The sequence below is a fragment of the Chryseobacterium sp. Tr-659 genome (genome assembly GCF_011752975.1).
GTDB lineage: Bacteria > Bacteroidota > Bacteroidia > Flavobacteriales > Weeksellaceae > Chryseobacterium.
Genome location: NZ_VWWP01000009.1, coordinates 48212 through 70338, shown reverse-complemented (window position 1 = coordinate 70338; position 22127 = coordinate 48212). Strand labels below are relative to the sequence as shown.

23 protein-coding genes are annotated in these 22127 nt (G+C 36.4%); 4 read left to right on the top strand and 19 right to left on the bottom strand.

Translation table 11 applies throughout. The features are described from left to right. Nucleotide 1: 1 nt before the first annotated feature. From F3J23_RS18090 to F3J23_RS18055, 8 genes are all read right to left on the bottom strand, one after another. Complete coding sequence (locus F3J23_RS18090) at nucleotides 2-733, bottom strand: ABC transporter ATP-binding protein (RefSeq protein WP_167032295.1); 732 nt, start codon at nucleotides 731-733, stop codon at nucleotides 2-4. 3 nt (nucleotides 734-736) lie between these two features. Beyond that, the gene (locus F3J23_RS18085; RefSeq protein ID WP_167032293.1) at nucleotides 737-2203 is read right to left on the bottom strand and encodes a DUF5687 family protein; all 1467 of its coding nucleotides are present in this window, start codon (nucleotides 2201-2203) and stop codon (nucleotides 737-739) included. Nucleotides 2204-2253: 50 nt separating this feature from the next. Next, on the bottom strand, nucleotides 2254-3903 hold the full coding sequence (locus F3J23_RS18080; protein ID WP_167032290.1) for a DNA repair protein RecN: 1650 nt from the start codon (nucleotides 3901-3903) through the stop codon (nucleotides 2254-2256). A gap of 127 nt (nucleotides 3904-4030) precedes the next feature. Beyond that, complete coding sequence (locus F3J23_RS18075; protein WP_167032287.1) at nucleotides 4031-4936, bottom strand: DUF4835 family protein; 906 nt, start codon at nucleotides 4934-4936, stop codon at nucleotides 4031-4033. 36 nt (nucleotides 4937-4972) lie between these two features. Next, nucleotides 4973-6178, bottom strand: a complete 1206-nt coding sequence (coaBC, locus tag F3J23_RS18070; protein WP_167032285.1) for a bifunctional phosphopantothenoylcysteine decarboxylase/phosphopantothenate--cysteine ligase CoaBC — start codon at nucleotides 6176-6178, stop codon at nucleotides 4973-4975. Between the two features lie 124 nt (nucleotides 6179-6302). Beyond that, the gene (locus F3J23_RS18065) at nucleotides 6303-6626 is read right to left on the bottom strand and encodes a DNA-directed RNA polymerase subunit omega (RefSeq protein ID WP_027372958.1); all 324 of its coding nucleotides are present in this window, start codon (nucleotides 6624-6626) and stop codon (nucleotides 6303-6305) included. 42 nt (nucleotides 6627-6668) lie between these two features. Continuing rightward, on the bottom strand, nucleotides 6669-7664 hold the full coding sequence (locus tag F3J23_RS18060) for an outer membrane protein assembly factor BamD (RefSeq protein ID WP_167032282.1): 996 nt from the start codon (nucleotides 7662-7664) through the stop codon (nucleotides 6669-6671). 103 nt (nucleotides 7665-7767) lie between these two features. Further along, a complete protein-coding gene (locus F3J23_RS18055; protein ID WP_167032279.1) occupies nucleotides 7768-8397 on the bottom strand; it encodes a TetR/AcrR family transcriptional regulator in 630 nt (209 codons plus the stop codon). 97 nt (nucleotides 8398-8494) lie between these two features. Here F3J23_RS18055 and F3J23_RS18050 point away from each other — a divergent pair, with 97 nt between their 5' ends. From F3J23_RS18050 to F3J23_RS18035, 4 genes are all read left to right on the top strand, one after another. Beyond that, the gene (locus F3J23_RS18050; protein ID WP_167032511.1) at nucleotides 8495-9121 is read left to right on the top strand and encodes a TatD family hydrolase; all 627 of its coding nucleotides are present in this window, start codon (nucleotides 8495-8497) and stop codon (nucleotides 9119-9121) included. Further along, nucleotides 9114-9839, top strand: coding sequence for a ThiF family adenylyltransferase (locus tag F3J23_RS18045; protein WP_167032276.1), 726 nt, complete (start codon nucleotides 9114-9116; stop codon nucleotides 9837-9839). Before F3J23_RS18050 ends, F3J23_RS18045 begins: the two co-directional genes overlap by 8 nt. Continuing rightward, nucleotides 9839-10210 carry a ribonuclease P protein component gene (gene rnpA, locus F3J23_RS18040; RefSeq protein WP_167032273.1) on the top strand — a complete coding sequence of 124 codons (372 nt, stop codon included), beginning with the start codon at nucleotides 9839-9841 and terminating at the stop codon, nucleotides 10208-10210. Before F3J23_RS18045 ends, rnpA begins: the two co-directional genes overlap by 1 nt. Before the next feature lie 182 nt (nucleotides 10211-10392). After that, nucleotides 10393-10992, top strand: coding sequence for a DUF4126 domain-containing protein (locus F3J23_RS18035; protein ID WP_167032270.1), 600 nt, complete (start codon nucleotides 10393-10395; stop codon nucleotides 10990-10992). A gap of 47 nt (nucleotides 10993-11039) precedes the next feature. On the opposite strand, the gene F3J23_RS18030 is transcribed toward F3J23_RS18035, so the two are convergent. The 11 genes from F3J23_RS18030 to F3J23_RS17980 form a co-directional block, all read right to left on the bottom strand. Continuing rightward, the gene (locus F3J23_RS18030; RefSeq protein ID WP_167032267.1) at nucleotides 11040-13079 is read right to left on the bottom strand and encodes a hypothetical protein; all 2040 of its coding nucleotides are present in this window, start codon (nucleotides 13077-13079) and stop codon (nucleotides 11040-11042) included. 1 nt (nucleotide 13080) lies between these two features. Then, the gene (locus F3J23_RS18025; protein WP_167032264.1) at nucleotides 13081-13632 is read right to left on the bottom strand and encodes an LptE family protein; all 552 of its coding nucleotides are present in this window, start codon (nucleotides 13630-13632) and stop codon (nucleotides 13081-13083) included. Beyond that, a complete protein-coding gene (locus tag F3J23_RS18020; protein ID WP_167032261.1) occupies nucleotides 13622-14329 on the bottom strand; it encodes a hypothetical protein in 708 nt (235 codons plus the stop codon). Before F3J23_RS18020 ends, F3J23_RS18025 begins: the two co-directional genes overlap by 11 nt. 13 nt (nucleotides 14330-14342) lie before the next feature. Continuing rightward, complete coding sequence (locus F3J23_RS18015; RefSeq protein ID WP_167032259.1) at nucleotides 14343-15629, bottom strand: sigma-54 interaction domain-containing protein; 1287 nt, start codon at nucleotides 15627-15629, stop codon at nucleotides 14343-14345. A gap of 36 nt (nucleotides 15630-15665) precedes the next feature. Next, a complete protein-coding gene (locus F3J23_RS18010; RefSeq protein ID WP_167032257.1) occupies nucleotides 15666-16463 on the bottom strand; it encodes a tetratricopeptide repeat protein in 798 nt (265 codons plus the stop codon). Then, complete coding sequence (locus F3J23_RS18005; RefSeq protein ID WP_167032254.1) at nucleotides 16435-16611, bottom strand: hypothetical protein; 177 nt, start codon at nucleotides 16609-16611, stop codon at nucleotides 16435-16437. The genes F3J23_RS18010 and F3J23_RS18005 overlap by 29 nt, the downstream gene beginning before the upstream one ends. A gap of 218 nt (nucleotides 16612-16829) precedes the next feature. After that, nucleotides 16830-18266 carry a tRNA (N6-isopentenyl adenosine(37)-C2)-methylthiotransferase MiaB gene (miaB, locus tag F3J23_RS18000; protein WP_167032251.1) on the bottom strand — a complete coding sequence of 479 codons (1437 nt, stop codon included), beginning with the start codon at nucleotides 18264-18266 and terminating at the stop codon, nucleotides 16830-16832. Nucleotides 18267-18378: 112 nt separating this feature from the next. After that, nucleotides 18379-19158 (bottom strand): hypothetical protein, encoded by a 780-nt coding sequence (locus tag F3J23_RS17995; protein ID WP_167032248.1) that lies wholly within the window; start codon nucleotides 19156-19158, stop codon nucleotides 18379-18381. Further along, nucleotides 19151-19570 carry a hypothetical protein gene (locus F3J23_RS17990; protein ID WP_167032245.1) on the bottom strand — a complete coding sequence of 140 codons (420 nt, stop codon included), beginning with the start codon at nucleotides 19568-19570 and terminating at the stop codon, nucleotides 19151-19153. The genes F3J23_RS17995 and F3J23_RS17990 overlap by 8 nt, the downstream gene beginning before the upstream one ends. A gap of 3 nt (nucleotides 19571-19573) precedes the next feature. After that, the gene (locus F3J23_RS17985; RefSeq protein WP_167032242.1) at nucleotides 19574-20056 is read right to left on the bottom strand and encodes a hypothetical protein; all 483 of its coding nucleotides are present in this window, start codon (nucleotides 20054-20056) and stop codon (nucleotides 19574-19576) included. A gap of 156 nt (nucleotides 20057-20212) precedes the next feature. Next, complete coding sequence (locus tag F3J23_RS17980) at nucleotides 20213-21946, bottom strand: thiamine pyrophosphate-dependent enzyme (protein WP_167032239.1); 1734 nt, start codon at nucleotides 21944-21946, stop codon at nucleotides 20213-20215. Nucleotides 21947-22127: the final 181 nt, after the last annotated feature.

Here is a 22127-nt window from a genome sequence, read left to right as displayed (position 1 = left end):
TTTATGCCTTATCATATTCAATATCAGGGCTGGACACCTGATCAGCAAAATATTGTTCAAGATCTTTCAGGGTTTCCGGATTCGTCTGAATATCCTTTACCAGAAGTCCTTTATTAACCACCACAATTCTGTTACATACTTCTGTAGTATGGGATAAATCATGGCTGGAAATAAGAAAGGTAACACCATCCTGCTTTGATAACTCCTTGATCAGGTTTTTGAGTTTGATTTGTGTGGACGGATCGAGGTTGGCAAATGGTTCATCAAGAATAATGATCTCCGGATTTCCAATCATCGCTCCTACAATACCTACTTTTTTCTGATTTCCTTTTGAAAGGTCACGAATGTACTTCCCGGATTTTAGGATTTCACCGTTAAAGAAATCATGGAAAGGTTTCAGAAATTCATCTACGGAAGCTTTGTTCTGCCCTCTCAATTCACCAATGAAATAAAAATATTCTTCCGGAGTCAGATAACCGATCAAAAAGGTATCATCTACAAATGCTGAGACTTTATTCTTCCAGGCTTCAGATTCATTCACCTTTATTCCGTCTATGCTTACAAAACCGGTAGTTGCCTGAATAAGATCAAGCATCAGACTGAACAGGGTTGTTTTCCCCGCTCCATTGTTTCCTACAAGGCCAAATGTTTCACCGTTCGGAATTTCAAGATGTTCAATATTAAGAACCGTGGCAGGTCCGTATGTTTTTGATAAATTATTTATACTGATCATAGCTTACCCTTTATTTTTAAATGCATCAAGTGTGCTGTATTTTTCTTTTTTATAATGTTTCACGATAATATCGAAGATCTTTTCCCTAAATACAAAACCTGCGATCCCTATGATGGCAATACTTATCACTCCGGCTGTAATTCCTGAGAAATATTTTGCGATTGCAAATACGGCCATCGGAAGTAACATTTTAGGAATCAACAGAAGCATTGCAACCATATTGAAACTTCCTTTCTGCCCCAGTCTTTTTTCTTTTGAATTAAGATCAATCTGTGTTTTGTTGAAAGCCCCCGACCATAAGGTGAACTGGGAATTCACACCGATATTGTATATTCCTGCGGCAAAGAATGTGATATAAACTTCCCATCCAAAATAAGCATAGCATAAAGCAATAACCACAGAAACTGCCGTTACAATATTCATCAGCCACCATTTTGCCTTTAAATATTCCTTATACGGAACATTCAAAGTCATCATCAGTGGGTAGTAAGAGCTATCGAAGGCAGGAACTCTCTGCCCAAATAAAAATTGAAATCCTCCCGTTACAAAAAGCCCCATAAACATCATCATTGCAGGTGTTTTATATACCGTGGAGGTAAACATAAGCAGCCCATAGAACAGGAACATAAAACTACCTAACAAAATTCCTTTAGTGACCTTATTACGTCTCAACATTTTAATATCATTATTGATAAATGTTCCGGTAGCTCCATATTTGTTTAAAAAAGCAATATTTTCTGTTTTTCCTACCGTTTTTTTAGCTTCAAGACCTTGATCAAGGTAAAATTCTTTTTTCAGATATCTGAAACAAAGGAACCAAAGACCGGTAAATAAAGCAACCGGGATCAAAGCAAAGTAAGGTTTCTCATAAAAGCTGAAGAATAGCTTCTCTGAATAAGACAAAACGGGAATAATATTGTAATAGCCCAATGCTCCTATGATGGCAAAGCAACCCCCTACTATTATGGCCAATGTTTCTTTACCATTAAAGAAAATATTGATAAAATTGTTCAGATACAGTAGTGAAGTTACTCCTATTAGCCATAGTACAACGCCTAAAATACTATAATCATTAAATAATGCTATAAGAGAAAATGTAATAAAAAAGAGAGAAATCAACCAGCTGAGTGCCGAAAGAAAGGTTTTTGCCAGCATATAATTAACCAGCGTATTCTTTCTGATATTCAGAGTGAGAAATGGTTTAATGTTCTGGGTGGGAATCTCCTGCAAGAGATACTTAAGAACAAGATCTAGAATCCAGGCTACTATCAGGAATTTCGAAACCATCTTTAAAGGATTCTGATGAAGCTCTTCCTGCACGTAGAAAAATGCAAGGAAAGCGCCAGCAACAAGGCATCCCATAAAATAAAGAATTCCTATAAATCGGAAAATCTTCATGGTAAGATTGATCCCTAAAGATGTACCACGGAAGAAGCTTTTAATTTCAAGCCTAAGGAACTTTAGAAACATATTTTAGTTTTTTACATTAGTAAATATAATGTAAAATATGTTACAGTGTTTTAACCAATTAATTCTTTCGCTTGTGCCAGGGCTGCTTCGGTAATTTTGCTTCCGGAAAGTAACTGGGCAATTTCGTTCAGCTTTTCTTCGTCATTTAAAGGTATAATGGTGGATTGCGTTCTGCCGGAAATATCCTGCTTCACTACTTTATAGTTGTCATTTCCTTTGGCCGCGACCTGTGCAAGGTGAGAAATAACAATAAGCTGCATGTCCTCAGACATTTCACGCATAAGATTTCCGATCTCTTCAGCTACTTTTCCTGAAACTCCGGTATCAATTTCATCCAGAATTAGTGTCGGAAGCTCATCACTTTCTGCAATAATCTTTTTTACGGCAAGCATTACTCTTGATCTTTCCCCTCCTGAGATAGCAGTCTGAATCGGTTTTAAAGGAAATCCTGAATTAGCCTGAAACAACAGCTGAATATTTTCTTTTCCAAATTGATTGAAGTCATCAGCATCCTGCAGTTCAATATCTACTTTTGCTTTTTCCAATCCTAGTTTTTTCAGGAGACCTTCAGCTTTTTTAATGAATACAGGTACATTTTTCTTTCTGTTGCTTGAAAGCTTTTCTGCTAAAACCTGCATTCTTTTTTCTTTCTGAGAGATATTTTCTTCAGTTTCCTGAATCTGTGCTTCCAGTTCTGAGGCTCCTTTCTGGTCTCCGGCCAACTGATTTCTGATGTCAATCAGTTCGTTTAGATCCGAAACATTATGTTTAAGAAATAAAGCATTGATTTTATTATTAAGATCAGTAAGATAAACTAAGTTTTCCGGGTTAATTTCTACGCTCTCTGCTTCATGCTCCAGTTCTGAGATAATATCTTTCAGTTCTACAAAAGAGGTTTCCAGCCTTTCATCAAGTTCTGCAAAACTGGTGGAAACTTCTGAAATTTTCGAAAGTTTATTTTTAGCTTCATGGAAGAAGGAAAGAATTCCGATTTCTTCCTGATGAAATCTCGCCAGAATCTGACCTACATTTTCAGAGATCATGCCTGCATTTTCCTGAATGGAAAGCTGATTCTGAACATCTTCATAATCCACATCATCCAGCTTTAGTTCTTCCAGCTCATTGAGTAAAAATTCTTTATAATCGCTTTCTTTATTGGATTCCGAAAGTTGCGTTTTCAACTTTTTCAACAATGTTTTCAGGCTCTGGAATTCAGAAAATTCCTGCTGATATTCTTCAATAATTTTCTTATTTTCAGAAAGCCCGTCAATAATTTTAAACTGATATTCTGAGGTAAAAAGATTAGACGTTTCAAACTGAGAATGGATATCAATCAGCTGAGAAGAAAGCTCTTTCAAAATATCCAGTGTTACCGGGACATCATTAATAAATGCTCTTGATTTTCCTGACGGAAGAATTTCCCTTCTGATAATTGTCTGAAGTTCATAATCAAGATCATTTTCAATAAAAAACTTTTTGAATTGATTATTGAGAGCAAATTCTGTTTCTACAACACTTTTCTCTTCTGTTTTCGCAATGGATTTTACATCTGCTCTTTCACCCAGAATAAGCCGAAGTGCACCCAAAATAATAGATTTTCCCGCCCCAGTTTCACCGGTTATAACCTGTAAACCGTTTTTCAGTGATACTTCAAGGGTATCAATTAAGGCAAAATTTTTAATGTAAATTCTCGAAAGCATTGATAATCCGGGTTATGATCCAATTGGAATTTGAACTGTAAAAATAAGTTTTTTTTAATGAACTGTAAAATGTTTTTAGGCCTACAGCAAAAGATGTAACGAACCAATATTTACTAATATCAAAATTCTACACTTTCCATTTATTCCACTTATTATCAATATTTTTTGGCGAAAGGATGATCATTGTTTGCTTAAGGTCATTGAGAATAAGCCCTCCATTATTCCCGGAATTGAAAATATTGAAAATCTCATCACTCTTGGTATCCATGAACAGGTTGAAGAAATAAGCCTGCTGGAAAGAGTTTTCATACATTTTCAACTGCATCAGCGCATCAAAGATTACTTTTTTACCGGCAGTCTGATCCTGATTGAACAGGTTATCCAAACCTGCTCTGTGGTAAGTATATATTGTGGAACGCAGCTGGCTCCAGTTCGGATTAATTATTTCGTTAATCAGTATAGTACGGCTTCTTGGCTCATTGATGGTATTCCAGCCTTCATAATTTCTGTTCTGAGAATTCTGAGCAATCTGCTGTGCTTTTGCATACCATTGAGATCCTCCCATAGACTGGAAGCTGTCTGCATCCAATCCCAGAATAAGATAAATATAGAAACTGATCACATCTGTAAGATTCTTACCTGAAAACTGTCTTTCATTAAAAATAAGACTTTCATTTTCAACATATTCAAAAGCAAACCTCTGATCCTGCAGGTTGATTAAAGGGGATTCATAAGTAGTATTATAAACAGGACGCACTGCCTGGATAACAATAGATCCTTTAAACTTATTAACATCTCTCTCGCTAATAACAATGGCAAAACCGCATTTTATTTTTTCAAAGTTCTGAAGCTTTTTCCCTGTCCAGCTCGTATTATTGATAAAGTCTCTAAGGCTTTTTTCCAATGCCTTATAGGCCTGCTGGTTACTTCCTCCTATCTGCTGTGCATTTACCTGAACGGTTGCCAACAGCTCCTGAGAAAAACTCTGGGTGAATATAAAAAACAGAAAAAATAAACTTATAATTTTTTTCATTGTCTATTAAAAATTGAGAACGGAAATTTATTAAAATTATTTTAAAAGTTGAGACTCCATAAAATTGAGAATATCTTTTGCTACATCGTCTTTGGATTTCAGATCAAATTCTTTCTTTTCCGTTTTGGTAAATATTTTGATTTTATTGGTATCGTTCTTAAAACCTGCTCCTTCGTCTCTTAGGGAGTTTAAAACAATCATATCCAGATTTTTCTTTTCCAGCTTTCCTTTTGCATTTTCTTCTTCATTTTGGGTCTCCAAAGCAAATCCTACCAAAAACTGATGTGTTTTCTTTTCGCCCATGGTTTTAAGGATATCCGGATTTTTAACAAGTTCAATCGTCAGATGATCGTCATTTTTCTTGATCTTCTCTTTGGCTGCTTCTTTCGGAGCATAGTCAGCAACGGCAGCACTTGCAATACCGATATCTATCCTGTCATAAAATTCAAATACTTTCGCAAGCATTTCTTTGGCAGAAGTTACTTTATGCAGTTCTACATTTTTATCCTGAAGAGTTTGAGAACTTGGTCCCGATATCAGAATCACTTTTGCCCCTCTTTTTGAAGCTTCTTCAGCCAGGGAAAAGCCCATTTTACCTGAGGAATGATTTCCGATGAATCTTACGGGATCGATAGCTTCATAAGTAGGTCCGGCTGTAATTAAAACCGTTTTCCCCTCCAGACTTTTTGATTGCTTATTTCCTGTAAAATAATTTTCTACAGCAGCAAAAATAGTTGCCGGTTCTGCCATCCTGCCCTGCCCAACGAGTCCGCTTGCTAATTCTCCATTCTCAGCAGGAATGATTATATGGCCAAAACTTTCCGCAAGATCCAGGTTTTTCTTTGTGGAGGGATGTATATACATATCCAGATCCATAGCAGGAGCGATGAATACAGGACATTTTGCAGACATATATGTGGCAATTACCAGATTATCACACATTCCATGAACCATTTTAGACAGTGTATTAGCTGTACACGGGGCTACGATCATCACGTCTGCCCACAGCGCCATTTCCACATGGCTGTTCCAGGTTCCGTTATCACCATAAAAGTCTGAATATACAGGCTTCTTGGACAAGGTAGACAGACTTAATTTCGTCACAAAATGCTCTGCATCAGGAGTCATAATTACCTGTACATCGGCTCCTTTTTTCACAAAATCTCTAATCAGAAAATGGATTTTGTAAGCGGCAATTCCTCCCGAAACGGCGATCAGTATCTTTTTACCGGAAACACTCATTTAGTTCTAATTTTTTGAAATACTAAAATACTTATTTTTTCCCACACAATCAGGCTTTAAAACAACAAAGGTCATAAAAGAAGTAAATTCCTTTATGACCTTCGTTTATAAAAAACACAGATGATTATTTTCTGTCTTCTGTTTTTCTGAAATAGATATCTTCGTTTAACCACTCTTCAATAGCAATTGAAGTTGGCTTTGGAAGCTTTTCGTAATGTTTAGAGATCTCAATCTGCTCTCTGTTTTCGAAAACCTCTTCTAATGTAGAATTGTGAACGGCAAATTCATCCAATTTGTTGTGAAGTTCCGTACGGATCTCCGCATTGATCTGCTCTGCTCTCTTTCCCATGATAACAATAGCTTCATAGATTGAACCTACTTTATCTTCAATCTTATCTTTATCGTAAGTAATTGTATTTACTTCTGCTTTTGTATCTTTTACACTCATTTTGAGAAAATTATTTTTATTTTAAGATGGCAAATTTACGAATTATCTTTGAATTTTGAAAGTCGCTGCAGGAGGAGGTGTCTGAAGTGCCGCACTGTCCCTCTGGATCTGCATTGCTTTCTTTTCATTACTGATCTGATCTTTCACCTGCTGATCGGATTTATTCTTATCTGCCAGCTTATCAGCCTCTTTCTTTTGTCTTGCAGTTAAAGCTGCAATTCTTGCTTCCGTTTGTTTTTTAACGATAACAAAGTTCTGTTTTTCTTTTTCAAGTTTTTCTCTCAGATCTGTAGCCGTTTTAGAATATTCTGTATTTGGAAGTTCTTTTTCAACCATTTTTGTATAGGTTAAAGCACTTTCGATACGTTCATTTTTAAGATCATAGATTGATTTCATTGCCAGTTCATAACGGGCCTTCATGATATAATCATAAATCTTTGAACGAAGTTTTGTACTTGGGAAATCTTCCAATACATTTTCCAAAGCAACGTTCGCTGCCTTGTATTCTCCCATTTTGAAATACTGCCTTCCGTTTTCATATGCTTTGAATTCAAGCTTGTAAGACAGTTCATCAATAAGCTGGCTGATATTTTTAGATCTTTCAGAAGCAGGATAATTGTTCAGGAAGTCCTGAAGCTCATTAATTGCGAGTTCTGTACTGGATTGATCCAGGTTATAATCCATAGACCCTTCATAGTAGCATAGTGCAGACATATAAGCTGCTTCCTCTGCTCTGGGATCTTTTGGAAAGCTAACTGCAAAATTCTTAAACTGATGCCCTGCCAGCTTATAACTTTTGTCATAATAGTTGGCATAAGCCGTGTTGAAACCTACATTAGGGAAATCATCTGTTCCTGCTACAAGATTAGCAAGCCTGTCATAAAGAGCCAATGCATTTTTCCACTTTTTCTTAGCGAAGTTTTCATTAGCTGCCTTCAGGATAAAATCTTTATCAGCACTTCTCATTGCTCTTTCCTGCTGGCTTACACAAGAAGTAACCACCGCTACAGCAAAAAGACCTAAAATATATTTTTTCATATAAAAAATTCAACAGTTTTCGGATTATACAGCCGATTTACTAATTTGCAAAAATATAACTTTTTTGTCAATAGATTTTTTTTTATGAATATTTAACGTAATTTTAGTCTGCAGCGTATCCCAAAATTGCAAAAACACTTAATAAAAGATTCATTCTCACTTTTTTCTCAGCTTCTTTGGCGTAGGTTTCTTCATTTTTACTCGGGACGTAAAGCTCATAGAAATTTTTGTTTCTGATCACAAATAAAGTGGAACCGATAATCATAGTAAGAATATCCTCAGGCTTTGGAGTGAAAGTAAAAACTCCGGAAGTCACTCCTTTTTTAATGACTTCGTCTAGTTTCTTTACAAACAACTGATAGAAATCAAGGAGTTCATCTTTAAGATTTTCTGTATGGCGGAGTTCCTGGGTAACAAATCCGTGGAAATAATTGTATTTGAAAAGTTGGGAAACAATATATTTAATCATTTCACGCAGCTGCATTTCAGGTTTTCCTTCTTTGATGGTGTCTGCAAATTCCGAAAAATTTTCCCTGGTCTTCAATACCCTGTACTGGTAGAGGTAAGACATCATTTTCTCCTTAGAGCCAAAGTAATAAGAGATCATCGCGACATTGATGTTTGCTTTAGAGCAGATATCTCTTACAGAAGTTCCCTCATACCCTTTTTTTGCAATTAATTCTTCTGCAATATCCAGTATGTGAATCTGTTTTTCTGTAAATTTTTTTTTCATGAAGTGTACTTTGAGTAAAGTTAAGAAATTTTTAACACATTTATAAACGATCGTTTAATAATTTTAGATTAAATCTAAAAAAACATTATTTTTGAAGATGGAATTTTTTGATTTTCACCATCATAAAAAATATATCAGAAACGGAATTTATAATCTGGATATCGGGCGAATTCCACCCGATTTTCCTTATTCCATTGGAATTCATCCAAAAGATATTGATGTGAGCAATATTCAAAAACAGTTTTCGTGGATGGGAAGCATGATGTTTAAAAGCTGCTTTGCCATTGGAGAATGTGGTCTGGATGCATTGGTTCCGATTGACCAGAAAATACAAGAGGCCGTATTTTTAAGGCAGATCATGATCGCAAATGAGGTAAAAAAACCTATTATTATCCATTGCGTCAAAAAATTTTACGAGGTAATTTCTTTTAAAAAGAAAGCTGAACAACCCATGATCATTCATGGTTTTAATAAAAAAAAGAGGATTGCAGAGGATCTTCTTGCCAATAATTTTTATCTGAGTTTTGGAAAAGCTGTTTTGTATAATCTATCTTTGCAGGATATTTTAAAAAACACTCCACCGGATAAATTCTTTTTAGAGACTGACAATGAAGATTTTAACATCGAAGAATTGTACCTTAAAGTCTCGGAAATAAGAGGGATTTCCCTGGAACAACTGAATGAACAGATTTTACAAAATTTACACGCAATAAAAAATGGATAAATACTGGCTGGAAAGAACTGAACTTTTGATTAAGGAAGATGGATTGGATAAGCTGATCAAAGCCAATGTGCTTGTAGTAGGCTTGGGCGGGGTAGGTTCTTTTGCCGCAGAATTTCTTGCGAGAGCCGGAGTAGGAAATATGACCATTGTGGATGGTGATACGGTAGACATTACCAATATTAACAGGCAGCTTCCCGCTTTACATTCTACTGTGGGAAAACACAAGGTAGAAGTAGTGGCTGAAAGGCTTCTTGATATCAACCCACAAATTAATTTAATCAAAATCAACGAATTTCTGAATCCGGAAAGAATGGATGAGATTCTTGATTCCGGAAAGTTTGATTATGTACTGGACTGTATTGATAGTGTAACACCAAAAATTTGTCTGATAAAGGCTGCTAGAAGGAGAAAAATTAAAATTGTAAGCTCCATGGGTGCTGGCGGAAAAACAGACCCGAGCATGGTTATGGTAAGAGACATCAGCAAAACCCATAATTGCTTCCTTGCCAAACAGGTCAGAAAAAGATTAAAGAAAGAAAAGATCAATAAGGGCTTCAGATGTGTATTTTCTAACGAGATTCAGAAAGAAGAAAGTTTAAAAATGACTGACGGCAGCAACTTCAAAAAATCATTTTATGGAACGATCAGCTTTATTCCTGCTATTTTCGGTCTGTATGCAGCTGCTGAAGTGATCAATTATTTAGTGAAAAAAGATTAATGCAGAATTCTCAATATCCCAGAGCGGAAAAGCTCAAAAAAAATACGGAAATCAGTTTACTTTTTGATAAAGGTAAATGGAAGACCAGCGGAAACCTGAGAATCATTATTCTGAAAGATAAACCCTCTATTCCGGTAGAATCTACCAAACTGGCCGTCTCTGTTTCTAAAAGATATTTTAAGAGAGCGGTACACAGAAACCGGATCAAAAGATTACTGAGAGAGTGCTACCGCCTGAATAAGGATTTATTTCATGAAGCTTTCGGAAAAAAGACGATGGCTATGTTATTCTGGGTATCTCCTGAAATGCCTGAAAAACTTCAGGATGTGGAAGTTCAGTTTAAAAAACTTTGTGAGGCGCACAAAAAATAAAACATTTTCTTCAATTTTACCAACCATCCTGATTTCAGCACAAATAATATGATTTTTTTAGGAGTGGTTTTGTATAAACGTTTATTGATATATCCTCAAATATGCCTTAACTCAGCATCCGAATATTCCAAATATCAAGGACTTTTTGTAATTTAGGGAAAACAATAAATCTGAAAATTAATATGTTAGATCATGTTCCCTATCTTCCCTATGTGCTCAGTGCTTTTATCGGCATTGGATTAGCCGCTGCAACAGGCTTCAGGGTATTTCTTCCCATGTTTTTTGTAAGCCTTGCTTCCTATTTCCAATGGATTCCGATGAGTGAACAGTTTGAGTGGCTGGCAGGTCTTCCTACACTTATAACGACAGGGATTGCTACTGTTGCAGAGATTTTAGCTTACTATATTCCGTTTATTGATCATTTGCTGGATACCATCTCTATTCCGATGGCTACAGTGGCTGGCTCTATACTATTTGCAAGTCAGTTTGCCGATTTGGGTACGTTTCCACAATGGGCGCTTGCCTTAATTGCCGGCGGTGGTACTGCGGCCACCATCAGCTCAGGATTTGCAGGGATACGGGCCGCTTCTACTGCAACAACCGGAGGATTGGGAAATTCTGTCGTAGGAACCACTGAAACGGCAGGTGCCGGCATTATGTCTGTTCTTGCCATGGCAGCCCCTATTATTGCTGCTGTTTTTGCAATAATTATATTGATTCTGGTCATTGTTTTCGGACGAAAGGCCTGGAAAAAGTTCAGAGCTCATAAAGACACTCCCTAAAACCTATAAATAAAAAAGTACTGTTTTCTGTAACAGTACCTTTTATTTTAATTTTTACTTCTGAAGTCTTTTATATCCTTAATTTTCGATTCAAAATATTCTTTCTTTTCAGGGGTCTTTCTGATAAGTATTTCAAACGCTTTTATGGCTTTAGTATAGAGTTTCTGTTCAAAATAAAGATTGGCCAGCGTCTCAGTCATCAAATGTGAAATATCATCATTCTTTTCCTTAATCACATAAGTACTTTCTTCTTTTAACTGGCTTATTCTAGGATTATTCTCGATAAAAGTCTCAATCGCTTTTTCTTTGATCTCAGACTTTTCTTTTTCAATTTCATCTGTTCTGTCGATTTTAAGCCAGCTTTGCCATGTATTAATAAAACCGGGAACATTGCTATCTACTGAAGTTTGAGTTGTATTCTTCATTGTAACCTCCTGTACAGTTTCTTTTTCTACAGGTTCCTCATTATTTTCTTTCTGCTTTTCTTCCACTTTAAGAGTCGAAATATCTGTACCAAAGAATGAAACATTCATCACAGGAACTTCTTCTTTTTTATCTTTTGAAGCCTCAATATTTGTTTTTTCTTCTGGATTGGTAATTTCAGAAAGTTCTTCTACATCTTCTTCTGTTGATATTTCCGGATTTTCATCTACTACCGGTAAGATCTCAGTATTAGAAGCTTCTGCAACAGCTTCAGATTCTTTTATGGTTTCCACAACCGGCTCTGCTATTGGCACCGGAATCTCTTCTACAGGAATTTTCACTTCAGGAGCAGAAGTTTCCGCTGATTTACTGATCAAAGAATCCGGCATATTAGATTCAACGTTCATTGGCTTCCATGCTGTCTGAGCTTCAGATATTATTCCTTCTTCAACGATTTCTTCTTTGGACTCCTCTTCTATAGTTGATTGAGCTTCAACAATCTCTTCCTGTATTGGTTCTTGTACGTTTTCCGTTGTTTTAAGTTCTGCATTTTCCTGATCTGTCGACCAAAAATGGAAACTTTGGGTTTCCGCAAAACTTATTTCATGATCTTCAGCAGTTTCAGGCTCTTCTTTTTCTTCTTGTACAACAGGTTTAGCTTCTTTCATCTTTTTTTCAACCTGTTCAATCAAACGTCTCATTTCTTCCTCATGCTTATTGACATTCGGTTGTGAGACTTCAGCCGTTTCTGCAATTACTTCACTATTGGCCTGTATTTTAACATCCGGCATAAAAGCATCCGTTCCATGGAAACTTACTTCAGCATCGGATTCTTCTATTGATTCTTCTTCCTTGGAAAGGGTTTCATTATTCTCTGCTGTATCTTTACTTTCCGGCTCTTCTTCTATTTCTTCTTCAATATTTACTTCCGGTACTATAGGTTCCACTTCATGGAAACTTAAGTTTTCGTCTTTCTCAATTTCCTCTTCTTCTTTTTCCGAAGGAATATCTTCTTCATGAATGATAGTTTCCGGTGTGAAATTTTCACCCGTCTCCTCTTCAATTTCCTTAAGATCCTCTTCGGATTGAACTTTAAGCGGCTCTGCAGCGGGTTGCACTTTCTGAGTTACTAAAGTTCCTGATTCCAGCGTAGATTCAATATCTATGGTTTCAGAATTTTCTTCATCCAGAAAGTTTTCTTCTCCTTCAAACAAAATTCTGTTTCGCTCTCCATTGATATAGATGTGCTTGATTTCTTGTGAAGCAGGCAATACACAAGCGGTGATTTCCTCTTCTGCAGCTTTTTCTGAAGAGGTCTCTGTTTCTTCTCTTTTAATTGGAAATACCTTGTTTTTCGGAGCGTATGAAGCAGATTTTTCAGTCGTTTGGGAAGATTGATTCTCTTCTGCTATTTCAGGCTTCTGCTCTTGTTTGATTTTTCCGTTAATCAGCTGATAAAGAATTTTTTTATCTGTGGTATAGGCTGCGGTAATAGAGAGTTCTTTCTGGTAATTCTCTTTTTCATACAGGTGTACTCCATACAAATGAAGGGCCCTTATATTCTGAATATAGGGAAAGGCATGAATCTCTTCTTTCAAAAGACCAAGGTCTTCTAACTGAATATTTTTCGGATTTTTTATTAATTCTAAAACTCTCGGATTCATCTTACCAATTCGCTACAATGTCGTTAAATATCTTATTAATAATTCTGTCTGTCACCAATTTAACCTGCTGGTCTTCGATCTGACTCAGAGAAACATCACTATTGAAAGTAGCTTCATCTGTATAGGTTCTGTCGAAACTGGCCTCGGGGCGGATTTTATTTTCATAGTGAACTTTCACTGTGATCGTCAATTTATTTTGTGCCTGCTGGATTACTCCTCCGGAAGGATTAGTCTGTGTAGAAGAACTGATTGTAGTAGGAGTAATGGAATAATCTGTGATCTCTCCTTCTATAAGTATATCAGGGTTTTCTTTTGTTCCTTTCAAAGTTGTTCTCTGAAGAAATCTGTTCTGGATCGCTGTAGAAAACTGTTGAGATAGCGCAGGGTTCACAAGCGGCGCATTATTGGGAAATTCATTGATCTGAACCGTTTTTTCCTCTGTAAGGGAAGATCCTGTAAAACTGTAACAAGAATTTAAAATACCCAGCAAAGCAAAAAGTATCCCCGTCAATAATGACTGTTTTAAGCTAATATTTTTAATTTTAATATTCATTTTTAGATCCAATTTCAGTAATTTCATCACGCTCAATTTGTTCAATAGCATCTTCATAAGCAAAATAATTTGCAGTATATAAAAATGGTATGGTAAGAAAAATCCCTATTCCGCAGGCAAGAATACCCACCTGAGCCAAAAGACTCACTACGAATGAGAAAAGAAAAATAGACAACAGATTTCCTTTAGTCATTACTTTTGAAATATTCCAGGCTTGTTTGATATCATTAATTCCTTTAAGGCTGATCAATGGAATGATATAGAATCCTTTCAATACAAAATAGTAGATCGCTGCAATTATTAAAAACAGATAAGGAAACATAAAAAGCATTACCATTGGGTTAGCCTCATTACCACCGTCTGACATGGCACCTGTTAAAGCCATTACAATAATCAGAGGGATATAAAGTAGTAAAACACCTCCAAAGACAATTAACTGCAAAATAAGATAAGGCATAAAATCTTTAAAGTCAAAAATATCTCCTGAACTTGCGGGTTGATTCCTACTGCGCTTTTGAAGGTATTTGTATAGATTACCTACCGCTAAGAGCCCACAAAAAGGAATAATAGACATGATGAGGCATACTAAAAATGCTACAAAAATATCCCCGAAATCTTTCTTTAAAAATTCAAACCCTTTATTAATATATTCTCCGAGTTTAAAATTGACCGGTTTAGGTGTTAAAATTACTTTCATTATTTATGTTGTGCTAATCTTCCAGGTTATATTGTTTTATTTTTCTGTATAATGTTCTCTGAGATATTCCCAGTTCATCTGCAGCTCTGTTTCTACGTCCCTTATGTTTCTCCAGCGCCTTGATAATCAAATCCTTTTCATTATTCTGAAGAGAAAGTGATTCTGGTCTGTTTTCTTCCACTTCGATATCCTCAAAATCTTCATAGCTGTCTTCCGGAGTGGAAATGATTGTAGGGGTCTGAACCGCCGGAGCATCATTATTATTGTCAAAATATAACAATGATCCCGAGTTGACCTGCGACTGTGTTTCGGGAGTATAGATCCTGTTAATCAGATTCTTCTCATGACTGCTTAAATCTCCTGCCCTGTTCTTGATTAATTCCGAAGTTAAGGATTTTAAATCATTAATATCGCTTCTCATATCAAAGAGAATCTTGTACATGATTTCTCTTTCGCTTCCGAAATCGTTCTGTTTAGGTGTATTTTGTGAGTTTACTACCATCGGAAGGTGTGTTTCCATTGGAATATATTCCGCCAGTTTTTCTGCGGTTATATTTCTATTCCTTTCAACCACAGTCATCTGTTCAACCAGATTTCTCAGCTGGCGGACATTTCCCGGGAATGTATAGTTTTCAATATAATGAACTGCGCTTGGTTCTAATTCAAGCTCAGGCATTCTGTATTTCTCTGCGAAATCTATTGCGAATTTTCTGAATAATAAATGAATATCTCCCTTTCTTTCTCTCAAAGGCGGCATATCAATCTGAACGGTATTCAAACGGTAGTATAAGTCTTCACGGAATCTGCCATCATGAATTGCTTTCATCATATTCACGTTGGTGGCCGCTACAATTCTTACATTGGTTTTCTGTACCTGCGAAGAACCTACTTTCATAAACTCACCGCTTTCCAGTACTCTTAAAAGACGAACCTGAGTCTGAAGCGGAAGTTCTCCTACCTCATCCAGAAATATCGTTCCGCCATCAGCGACTTCAAAATATCCTTTTCTGGTGGCCGTAGCTCCTGTAAAAGCTCCTTTTTCGTGGCCGAATAGCTCAGAATCTATGGTTCCTTCCGGGATAGCACCACAGTTTACAACAATATAAGGCTGATGCTTTCTTCTGGATTCTGAATGGATAATTTTCGGAATAAACTCTTTCCCTACTCCACTTTCTCCTATTACCAGTACAGAAATATCTGTGGGGGCAACCTGGATTGATTTTTCCAGAGCCCTGTTGAGTGCGGGAAAGTTTCCGATAATTCCGAAACGGTTTTTTATGTTTTGTAACTCGTTGCTCATAAGTAAATTTTTGATTATTGATTTAATGTTAATCTTCTACAGTTCTTCAATATTCTGTCTGTAGATTTTGTTAAAATGATGAGTGTAAACGTCCTTCATAACTTTTTCTTCATCGTACGTCTTCAATGCTAACATTTTTAAATCCAAATAATCCTTGTTTCTAATCTTAGAAACTTTACTTTTAAAGTATATGTTCTCGGCAAAGTTGTATTCTTTGCTTTGTTTTTCGAAGTTTTCCAGGGCTTTGTCATATCTTCTCAGCTCAAAATAGGTTACCCCAAGCTGGTAATGATCAAACATTCCCTTCACATAGCCTCTTGCAGCGAGAAGCCTTTCAATAATTCCTGCAGCTTTTTCTTTTTGCCCTAACGCACTGTAGGACATCGCTCTCACAACATCCAGGTTATAATCTCCATTTTGAGATCTGCCTAAGTCTTCAGGATAATATTTTTTTAATTCCTCCAGATCCTGAACAGCTCCATTATAATCCCTTAAAAACTGGAATTTGCACCAACCTCTGTATCCAAGATACATTTTTGGATCTGCAGCAACGGCTTTATCTATTAAGATCTTCCAGGTTACGAAATCTCCGTTTTTAAGATAGGAAACAGATTTTTCCATGTATGCATGGGAGAAATCGGGACATAGCTCAATCGCTTTATCAAAGCCTTCCTGAGATTCTCCGGAACCCTGCAGATCTGAAGCCCAGTTGTATAACTCACATGCTTTTTTGCAGTTCTCACCCTCTACTGCATTACAGTTGACCTGTGCAATAGTATTGGTGTAAACAATAAGTAACAAAAAGCTAAGGTAATACCTCTGAAACTTTTCCATTTTCAATTTTATAGGTTAAATACTGATAATAATCTACTTTTAAACCTTTGATTTCTTTCGGCAACCAGCCATCCAGTGATTTTGTAAACTGCAACAGCTTGTTTTCCAGCTCAGGATCCAATATCATATCTTTCAGATCCCGGTTCATATGCTGCAATCTGAACAAGCCTTTCTTTCCTTCACAATTTACTAAAAATCTGACGGTAATATAGCCGTTTATCCTATTTTCAGAATATATATTTTCTTTTTTAAGTTTTTCGATGATGGCTATTTTCTCTCCTTTATAGCTAAATTGCTTTGTACCATGATAATACTGAAAGCTGAAAGGGATATCTTTACCTGCACCGTACTTTTTAAAACCTAAATTTATTCTCCTGTTCTTCCTAAAAGTGTGCCCTGGGTGTTATCATAAACAAAAACGTTCACAATGTCACCTATTTTCTGTCCTTCAAGTTTATCGAAAACACATACGGCATTCTGAGAATTTCTTCCTTTCCATTGGTTTTCATTCTTTTTGGAAATCCCCTCGATCAGAATCTGGTGTACTCTTCCTACGTAAGACTTCATTCTCAGTCTGGAAAGTTCACCCTGCAAGGCAATTACCTCCGCAAGACGCCTCTGCTTCACATCTGCCGGAATATTATCTTCCATTTTCTTATGGGCGGGTGTTCCCGGTCTCTCTGAATAAGCAAACATATAACCATAGTCATATTCTACTTCTCTCATCAGGCTCAGGGTATCCTGGTGATCTTCTTCCGATTCATTACAGAAGCCAACAATCATATCCTGAGAAAAGGCTACTTCCGGAACAATTTCTTTGGCTTTTTTAATCAGATCAAGATATTCTTCTCGTGTATGCTGTCTGTTCATTGCTTCAAGCATATTATTGCTTCCACTTTGTACAGGTAAGTGTACATATTTACAGATATTTTCGTGTTTCGCCATCATTCTGAACACATCAATGCTCATATCCTGAGGGTTTGACGTTGAGAATCTGATTCTCATTTCAGGAACAGCTTTTGCTACGAGATCAAGGAGCTGTGCAAAGTTAACGGCTGTTGCTTTCTGCATTTCAGAAGCCTTGCCAAAGTCTTTTTTAGGACCGCCTCCATACCAAAGGTAAGAATCCACGTTTTGACCTAAAAGAGTAATTTCTTTATATCCGTTCTGAGCAAGATCTTTGCATTCCTCAATGATTGAATGAGGATCCCGGCTTCTTTCTCTTCCTCTGGTAAACGGAACAACGCAGAATGTGCACATATTATCACAACCTCTTGTAATGGTAACAAAGGCTGTAACACCGTTTCCTCCTAGACGTACGGGATTGATATCTGCATAGGTTTCTTCTTTGGAAAGGATAACATTGATGGCATCTCTCCCATCATCTGTTTCTTTCAAAAGATTCGGGAGATCTCTGTAAGCATCGGGTCCTACAACAAGATCGACCAATTGTTCTTCTTCAAGAAATTTTGTTTTTAATCTTTCCGCCATACAGCCCAGAACTCCTACCGTCATATTCGGCTTTTCTTTTTTCAGGTTTTTAAACTGGGAAAGACGCATTCTTACGGTCTGCTCAGCTTTTTCACGAATGGAACATGTATTTAACAGGATAAGATCAGCTTCTTCTACTTTCATCGTTGTATTGTATCCTTGTTCATTAAGGATAGATGCAACAATTTCAGAGTCAGAGAAATTCATCTGACAGCCATAGCTTTCTAAAAACAATTTTTTAGAATTTTCAGGTCTTTCTGCAATAGCAAAGGCTTCGCCCTGTTTCGTTTCGTCTATATATTTTTCCTGCACGATAATCAATTTAAGGTCCGGAACTTAAAAATTCAAAGCTTATTGATGATATTTAAACTCCAAACAGATGAGTCTGCAAAGATACAAAATATTGTGACAGAATGGCAGGAGATTATCGGTATCTGTTATTCTGAAAATTTTGATCCATCATTTTATTCTGATTTTCTAACTCTACCTGAAGATCAAATTGTTGAAGAATAGGTTGGCTAATTTTAGCTCTAATTGGAATATTATTAAATGTCGCAGGATTCCATTTCCCTTTTATTCTGTATAGACTATTAATGATATCTTTCTTTTCATAGTCAGAAAAATCACCTTCGATCTTCAAATCCTCCATTTCACCATTTTCATTGACAACAAAAGTCAACCAAGCTCTTTTATCCTCATTTTTCTTTACGTATCTTTCAAAAATGGATTTAATCTCAAATCCAAAAGCTTTTATTCCTTTTTTAAAAGTTGGGTTTTTCTTTTCGTTTTTACTTGGATCATCTTTGGAATTAACTAAATAAAAAGGGTTTATTTCAATTCTGGCAATTGCTCCAATAAATTTCCCGTTCACTTTTGCCGGCATCCATCTTTTGAGATGAGGAATAATTTTACGGCTGAAATCAAATGCACATTTATTTTTTTGAATATTTACAGTATCAAAATCTTTAACATAACTGATGGTCGAATTTTCGCGCACAAGAATCTGTACATTATATTGTTCTTCAGTTTTTTCACAAGGCAAAAACTTTTGTTCCTTGACAATCTTCACCATTTCCTTATTTAATTGATTTAATCCTCCGGCGTAAAAATCTTGACCATAAGGATATTTATCCAAAACTTCATTTTGACCAAAAATTAATTTTGTAGTAAAGAAAGTGATAAGCAACAAAAATTTCTTAATCATGATCATACACATTATGTTCAAAACGGATTTTCATGATTGCCTTAGAATCTACCGGAACCCCGCTTTTTGTGGCCGGGCTCCATTTTCCTTTTACCTTTTTAAGTGCAAACTTCATATCATCAATAAACATTTCATTGTTTTTGAATTTAGGAAGTACGTCCAGATGATCAATTTTCCCTTTAGAATTAATATTAAATATGAAAGTAACTTCTCCCTGAACCGCATACAAAGCCATATCAATATAAGCATGTACCATATTCAGAAATTCTTTCTTAAAGGCTTCTTCTCCTCCCGGAAATTCTGCTTTTTGGAAATCAGCATTGTTCTGATATTGATACTGAGCTGTCGTTTCCTGGGAAAAACCTTTAAAACCTAAGAGCAATAAAGGTAATGCTAAAATATATTTTCTCATCTGTTAATCAATATCTGTTGAAATTGAAGAGAAGTTCATTTTCACTTTGATTTGTGAAGCTACGGGCTGTCCGTTACAAGATGCCGGAGTCCAGTTTTTCTTTATTCTTCTTACCACATACTGCATATCATCAAAAAACACTTCGCTGTTGGGAACTTTTGGCATCCCTTTCACATCAACCACTTTTCCTTTGGCATCAAGCACTAAAGTAAACACGAAATCTCCTGTCAGTGCATAAAAATCGGAATTCAGATAAGCAAACATGTATTTATTCAAAACGGTTTTATAAGCAGCAACTCCACCTTCAAATGCAGCCGGCTTAAAATCGTTACATTTCACAGCAACCTGCATAAAAGGTTCTTTAATATCTATTTTCAAAAGATTCTTATTACTATCTCTGATGAAAGAGTCATCGCGATCTTCCTGGTCCTGAGCAAATGAAAAATTTGCTACACAAATGGCCAAAAATAAAAATATAGTTTTCATAATTGATTTTATTTACCGTTAAATATTAAGCAAAGTTAAATATTTACCTTATTTCTTAAAAAGAAAAACTTCACGCAAATATGAAGTTTTTAAAAATAAAGATTTTTATCGTTCAATTATACTCAATAAAACTTTGATTTACAAAATTTTATACAACTATAACAATCCTTTAATATGTTTATAATTGCTTTTCACTGTTTCAAAAACTTCATCCATTTTACCACCAAGCATAAGCTGGGCCATAGATTTAGTCATTCCTATGATCTGATCAAATTCAATTTTTGGAGGAAGAGCCAATGCGTTGGGATTGGTAAAGATATTCAGAAGATAAGGACCATTGTAATCCAAACACTCTTTGATCGAGCTCTCCACCTCTTCGGGAAGATGTACATTTTTACCAGGATATCCCATGGCATGTGCTACCATCGCAAAATCCGGATTAATCATATCTGTTTCATTATCCGGCATTCCTCCTACTTCCATTTCCAGCTTTACCATGCCCAGAGTTCTGTTATTGAAAACAATTAGTTTAATAGGCAGCTTGTATTGAAAAATAGTTGCCATGTCTCCTAACAGCATAGACAAACCTCCATCCCCACACATGGCGATAACCTGTTTTTCCGGGTGGGCTAAAGCTGCACCGATTGCCATTGGCATTGCATTGGCCATCGATCCGTGATTAAAAGATCCAAGCATTTTCCTTTCTCCGGTTCCGGTAATAAATCTGGCACCCCAAACACAGCACATTCCGGTATCCACAGTAAAAATAGCATCATTTTTAGCTAGCCTGTCTAAAGTATGGGCAACATATTCCGGCTGGATTGAGTTTTCTTTGCCAAAATCTTTCACATATTCCAGCTGATTTTCTTTTACCTTTTCATAAAACGTCAATTGCTCATTAAGAAAATGAACATCTGTTTTTTCCTCCAGCAATGGAAGTAAAGCTTTAATTGTTTCTTTTACATCACCTGTCAGTCCCAATTCCAACCTCGCTCTTCTTCCTAACCTTTCGGGGCTTTCGTCTATTTGTACGATCTTATTCTTTACCGGCATGAATTTCTGATAGGGAAAATCTGTTCCCAGAAGAATAACCAGATCGGCTTCGTGCATGGCGTGATAGGCAGAAGGAAGCCCCAACAATCCGGTAAGCCCCACTTCATTAGGATTATTAGGCTGAATCGCCATTTTCCCACGGAAAGAGTATCCCACAGGAGCTTTTAAAAGTTGCGATAATTCTATGACCTCAGCATTCGCTCTTCCAGCACCAATTCCACAGTATAATGTTACTTTTTTACTTTCGTTTACCAGTTTTGACAAGCTTTTCAACTCATCATCTGAAGGTCTTACTACAGGATTCGTTTTAAATATCTGTGCAGAAGTAGCTGCTTCTTCCGCTTCCAGTTCGGAAACATCTCCAGGAAGACCTATTACAGCAACTCCCTTTTTGGAAATGGCATGTTGAATGGCTGTCTGAACCGTTCTCTGCACCTGCTCCGGCCTTGTAATCATTTGGTTATAATAACTACAGTCGTCAAAAAGTTTGATGGTATTCGTCTCCTGAAAATAGTCCATTCCCATTTCTTCACTTGGGATGGTAGAAGCAATCACCAGCATTGGGACATGAGAGCGGTGCGCTTCATACACTCCATTGATCAGATGAACATGCCCCGGACCGCAGCTTCCGGCACATACTGCAAGACCATCGAGCTCAGCTTCTGCAGCTGCGGCGTAAGCGCCAACTTCTTCATGCCTTACATGGATCCACTGAATGCTGCTTTTTTTAACAGCAATATTCAGATGATTCAAACTGTCTCCAGTGACGGCGTAAATTCTTTTCACATTGGCATTTTCGAGCATTTCTACGATCTGCTCTGCAATATTTTTTGCCATAATTAATATTTTTTGGTAGTTATTTTCTTGTGAGAAATAGAAGCAGAGGTGAACTGCCTTTATCAAATTTAACCAATTAAATTGGAACTTCTGTGTTCTTCATCTATTAAAGTTTCGTAATTTTTTATTCTGAAATCTCAGCCAAAAATCTATAATATTATATTTCTAAAACAAAACAGCC

What these genes read in the sequence shown, in the direction of transcription:
- coaBC (WP_167032285.1), bottom strand. Translation starts at nt 6,178, where the DNA reads ATGAGTGTTTCCGGTAAAAAGATACTGATCGCCGTTTCGGGAGGAATT.
- F3J23_RS18065 (WP_027372958.1), bottom strand. Translation starts at nt 6,626, where the DNA reads ATGAGTGTAAAAGATACAAAAGCAGAAGTAAATACAATTACTTACGAT.
- rnpA (WP_167032273.1), top strand. Translation starts at nt 9,839, where the DNA reads ATGCAGAATTCTCAATATCCCAGAGCGGAAAAGCTCAAAAAAAATACG.
- F3J23_RS17980 (WP_167032239.1), bottom strand. Translation starts at nt 21,946, where the DNA reads ATGGCAAAAAATATTGCAGAGCAGATCGTAGAAATGCTCGAAAATGCC.
- F3J23_RS17990 (WP_167032245.1), bottom strand. Translation starts at nt 19,570, where the DNA reads ATGAGAAAATATATTTTAGCATTACCTTTATTGCTCTTAGGTTTTAAA.
- F3J23_RS18015 (WP_167032259.1), bottom strand. Translation starts at nt 15,629, where the DNA reads ATGAGCAACGAGTTACAAAACATAAAAAACCGTTTCGGAATTATCGGA.
- F3J23_RS18035 (WP_167032270.1), top strand. Translation starts at nt 10,393, where the DNA reads ATGTTAGATCATGTTCCCTATCTTCCCTATGTGCTCAGTGCTTTTATC.
- F3J23_RS18085 (WP_167032293.1), bottom strand. Translation starts at nt 2,203, where the DNA reads ATGTTTCTAAAGTTCCTTAGGCTTGAAATTAAAAGCTTCTTCCGTGGT.
- F3J23_RS18050 (WP_167032511.1), top strand. Translation starts at nt 8,495, where the DNA reads ATGGAATTTTTTGATTTTCACCATCATAAAAAATATATCAGAAACGGA.
- F3J23_RS18020 (WP_167032261.1), bottom strand. Translation starts at nt 14,329, where the DNA reads ATGAAAGTAATTTTAACACCTAAACCGGTCAATTTTAAACTCGGAGAA.
- F3J23_RS18080 (WP_167032290.1), bottom strand. Translation starts at nt 3,903, where the DNA reads ATGCTTTCGAGAATTTACATTAAAAATTTTGCCTTAATTGATACCCTT.
- F3J23_RS18005 (WP_167032254.1), bottom strand. Translation starts at nt 16,611, where the DNA reads ATGAACCGGGATCTGAAAGATATGATATTGGATCCTGAGCTGGAAAAC.
- F3J23_RS17985 (WP_167032242.1), bottom strand. Translation starts at nt 20,056, where the DNA reads ATGAAAACTATATTTTTATTTTTGGCCATTTGTGTAGCAAATTTTTCA.
- F3J23_RS18055 (WP_167032279.1), bottom strand. Translation starts at nt 8,397, where the DNA reads ATGAAAAAAAAATTTACAGAAAAACAGATTCACATACTGGATATTGCA.
- F3J23_RS18045 (WP_167032276.1), top strand. Translation starts at nt 9,114, where the DNA reads ATGGATAAATACTGGCTGGAAAGAACTGAACTTTTGATTAAGGAAGAT.
- F3J23_RS17995 (WP_167032248.1), bottom strand. Translation starts at nt 19,158, where the DNA reads ATGATTAAGAAATTTTTGTTGCTTATCACTTTCTTTACTACAAAATTA.
- F3J23_RS18075 (WP_167032287.1), bottom strand. Translation starts at nt 4,936, where the DNA reads ATGAAAAAAATTATAAGTTTATTTTTTCTGTTTTTTATATTCACCCAG.
- F3J23_RS18025 (WP_167032264.1), bottom strand. Translation starts at nt 13,632, where the DNA reads ATGAATATTAAAATTAAAAATATTAGCTTAAAACAGTCATTATTGACG.
- F3J23_RS18060 (WP_167032282.1), bottom strand. Translation starts at nt 7,664, where the DNA reads ATGAAAAAATATATTTTAGGTCTTTTTGCTGTAGCGGTGGTTACTTCT.
- F3J23_RS18030 (WP_167032267.1), bottom strand. Translation starts at nt 13,079, where the DNA reads ATGAATCCGAGAGTTTTAGAATTAATAAAAAATCCGAAAAATATTCAG.
- F3J23_RS18010 (WP_167032257.1), bottom strand. Translation starts at nt 16,463, where the DNA reads ATGGAAAAGTTTCAGAGGTATTACCTTAGCTTTTTGTTACTTATTGTT.
- F3J23_RS18090 (WP_167032295.1), bottom strand. Translation starts at nt 733, where the DNA reads ATGATCAGTATAAATAATTTATCAAAAACATACGGACCTGCCACGGTT.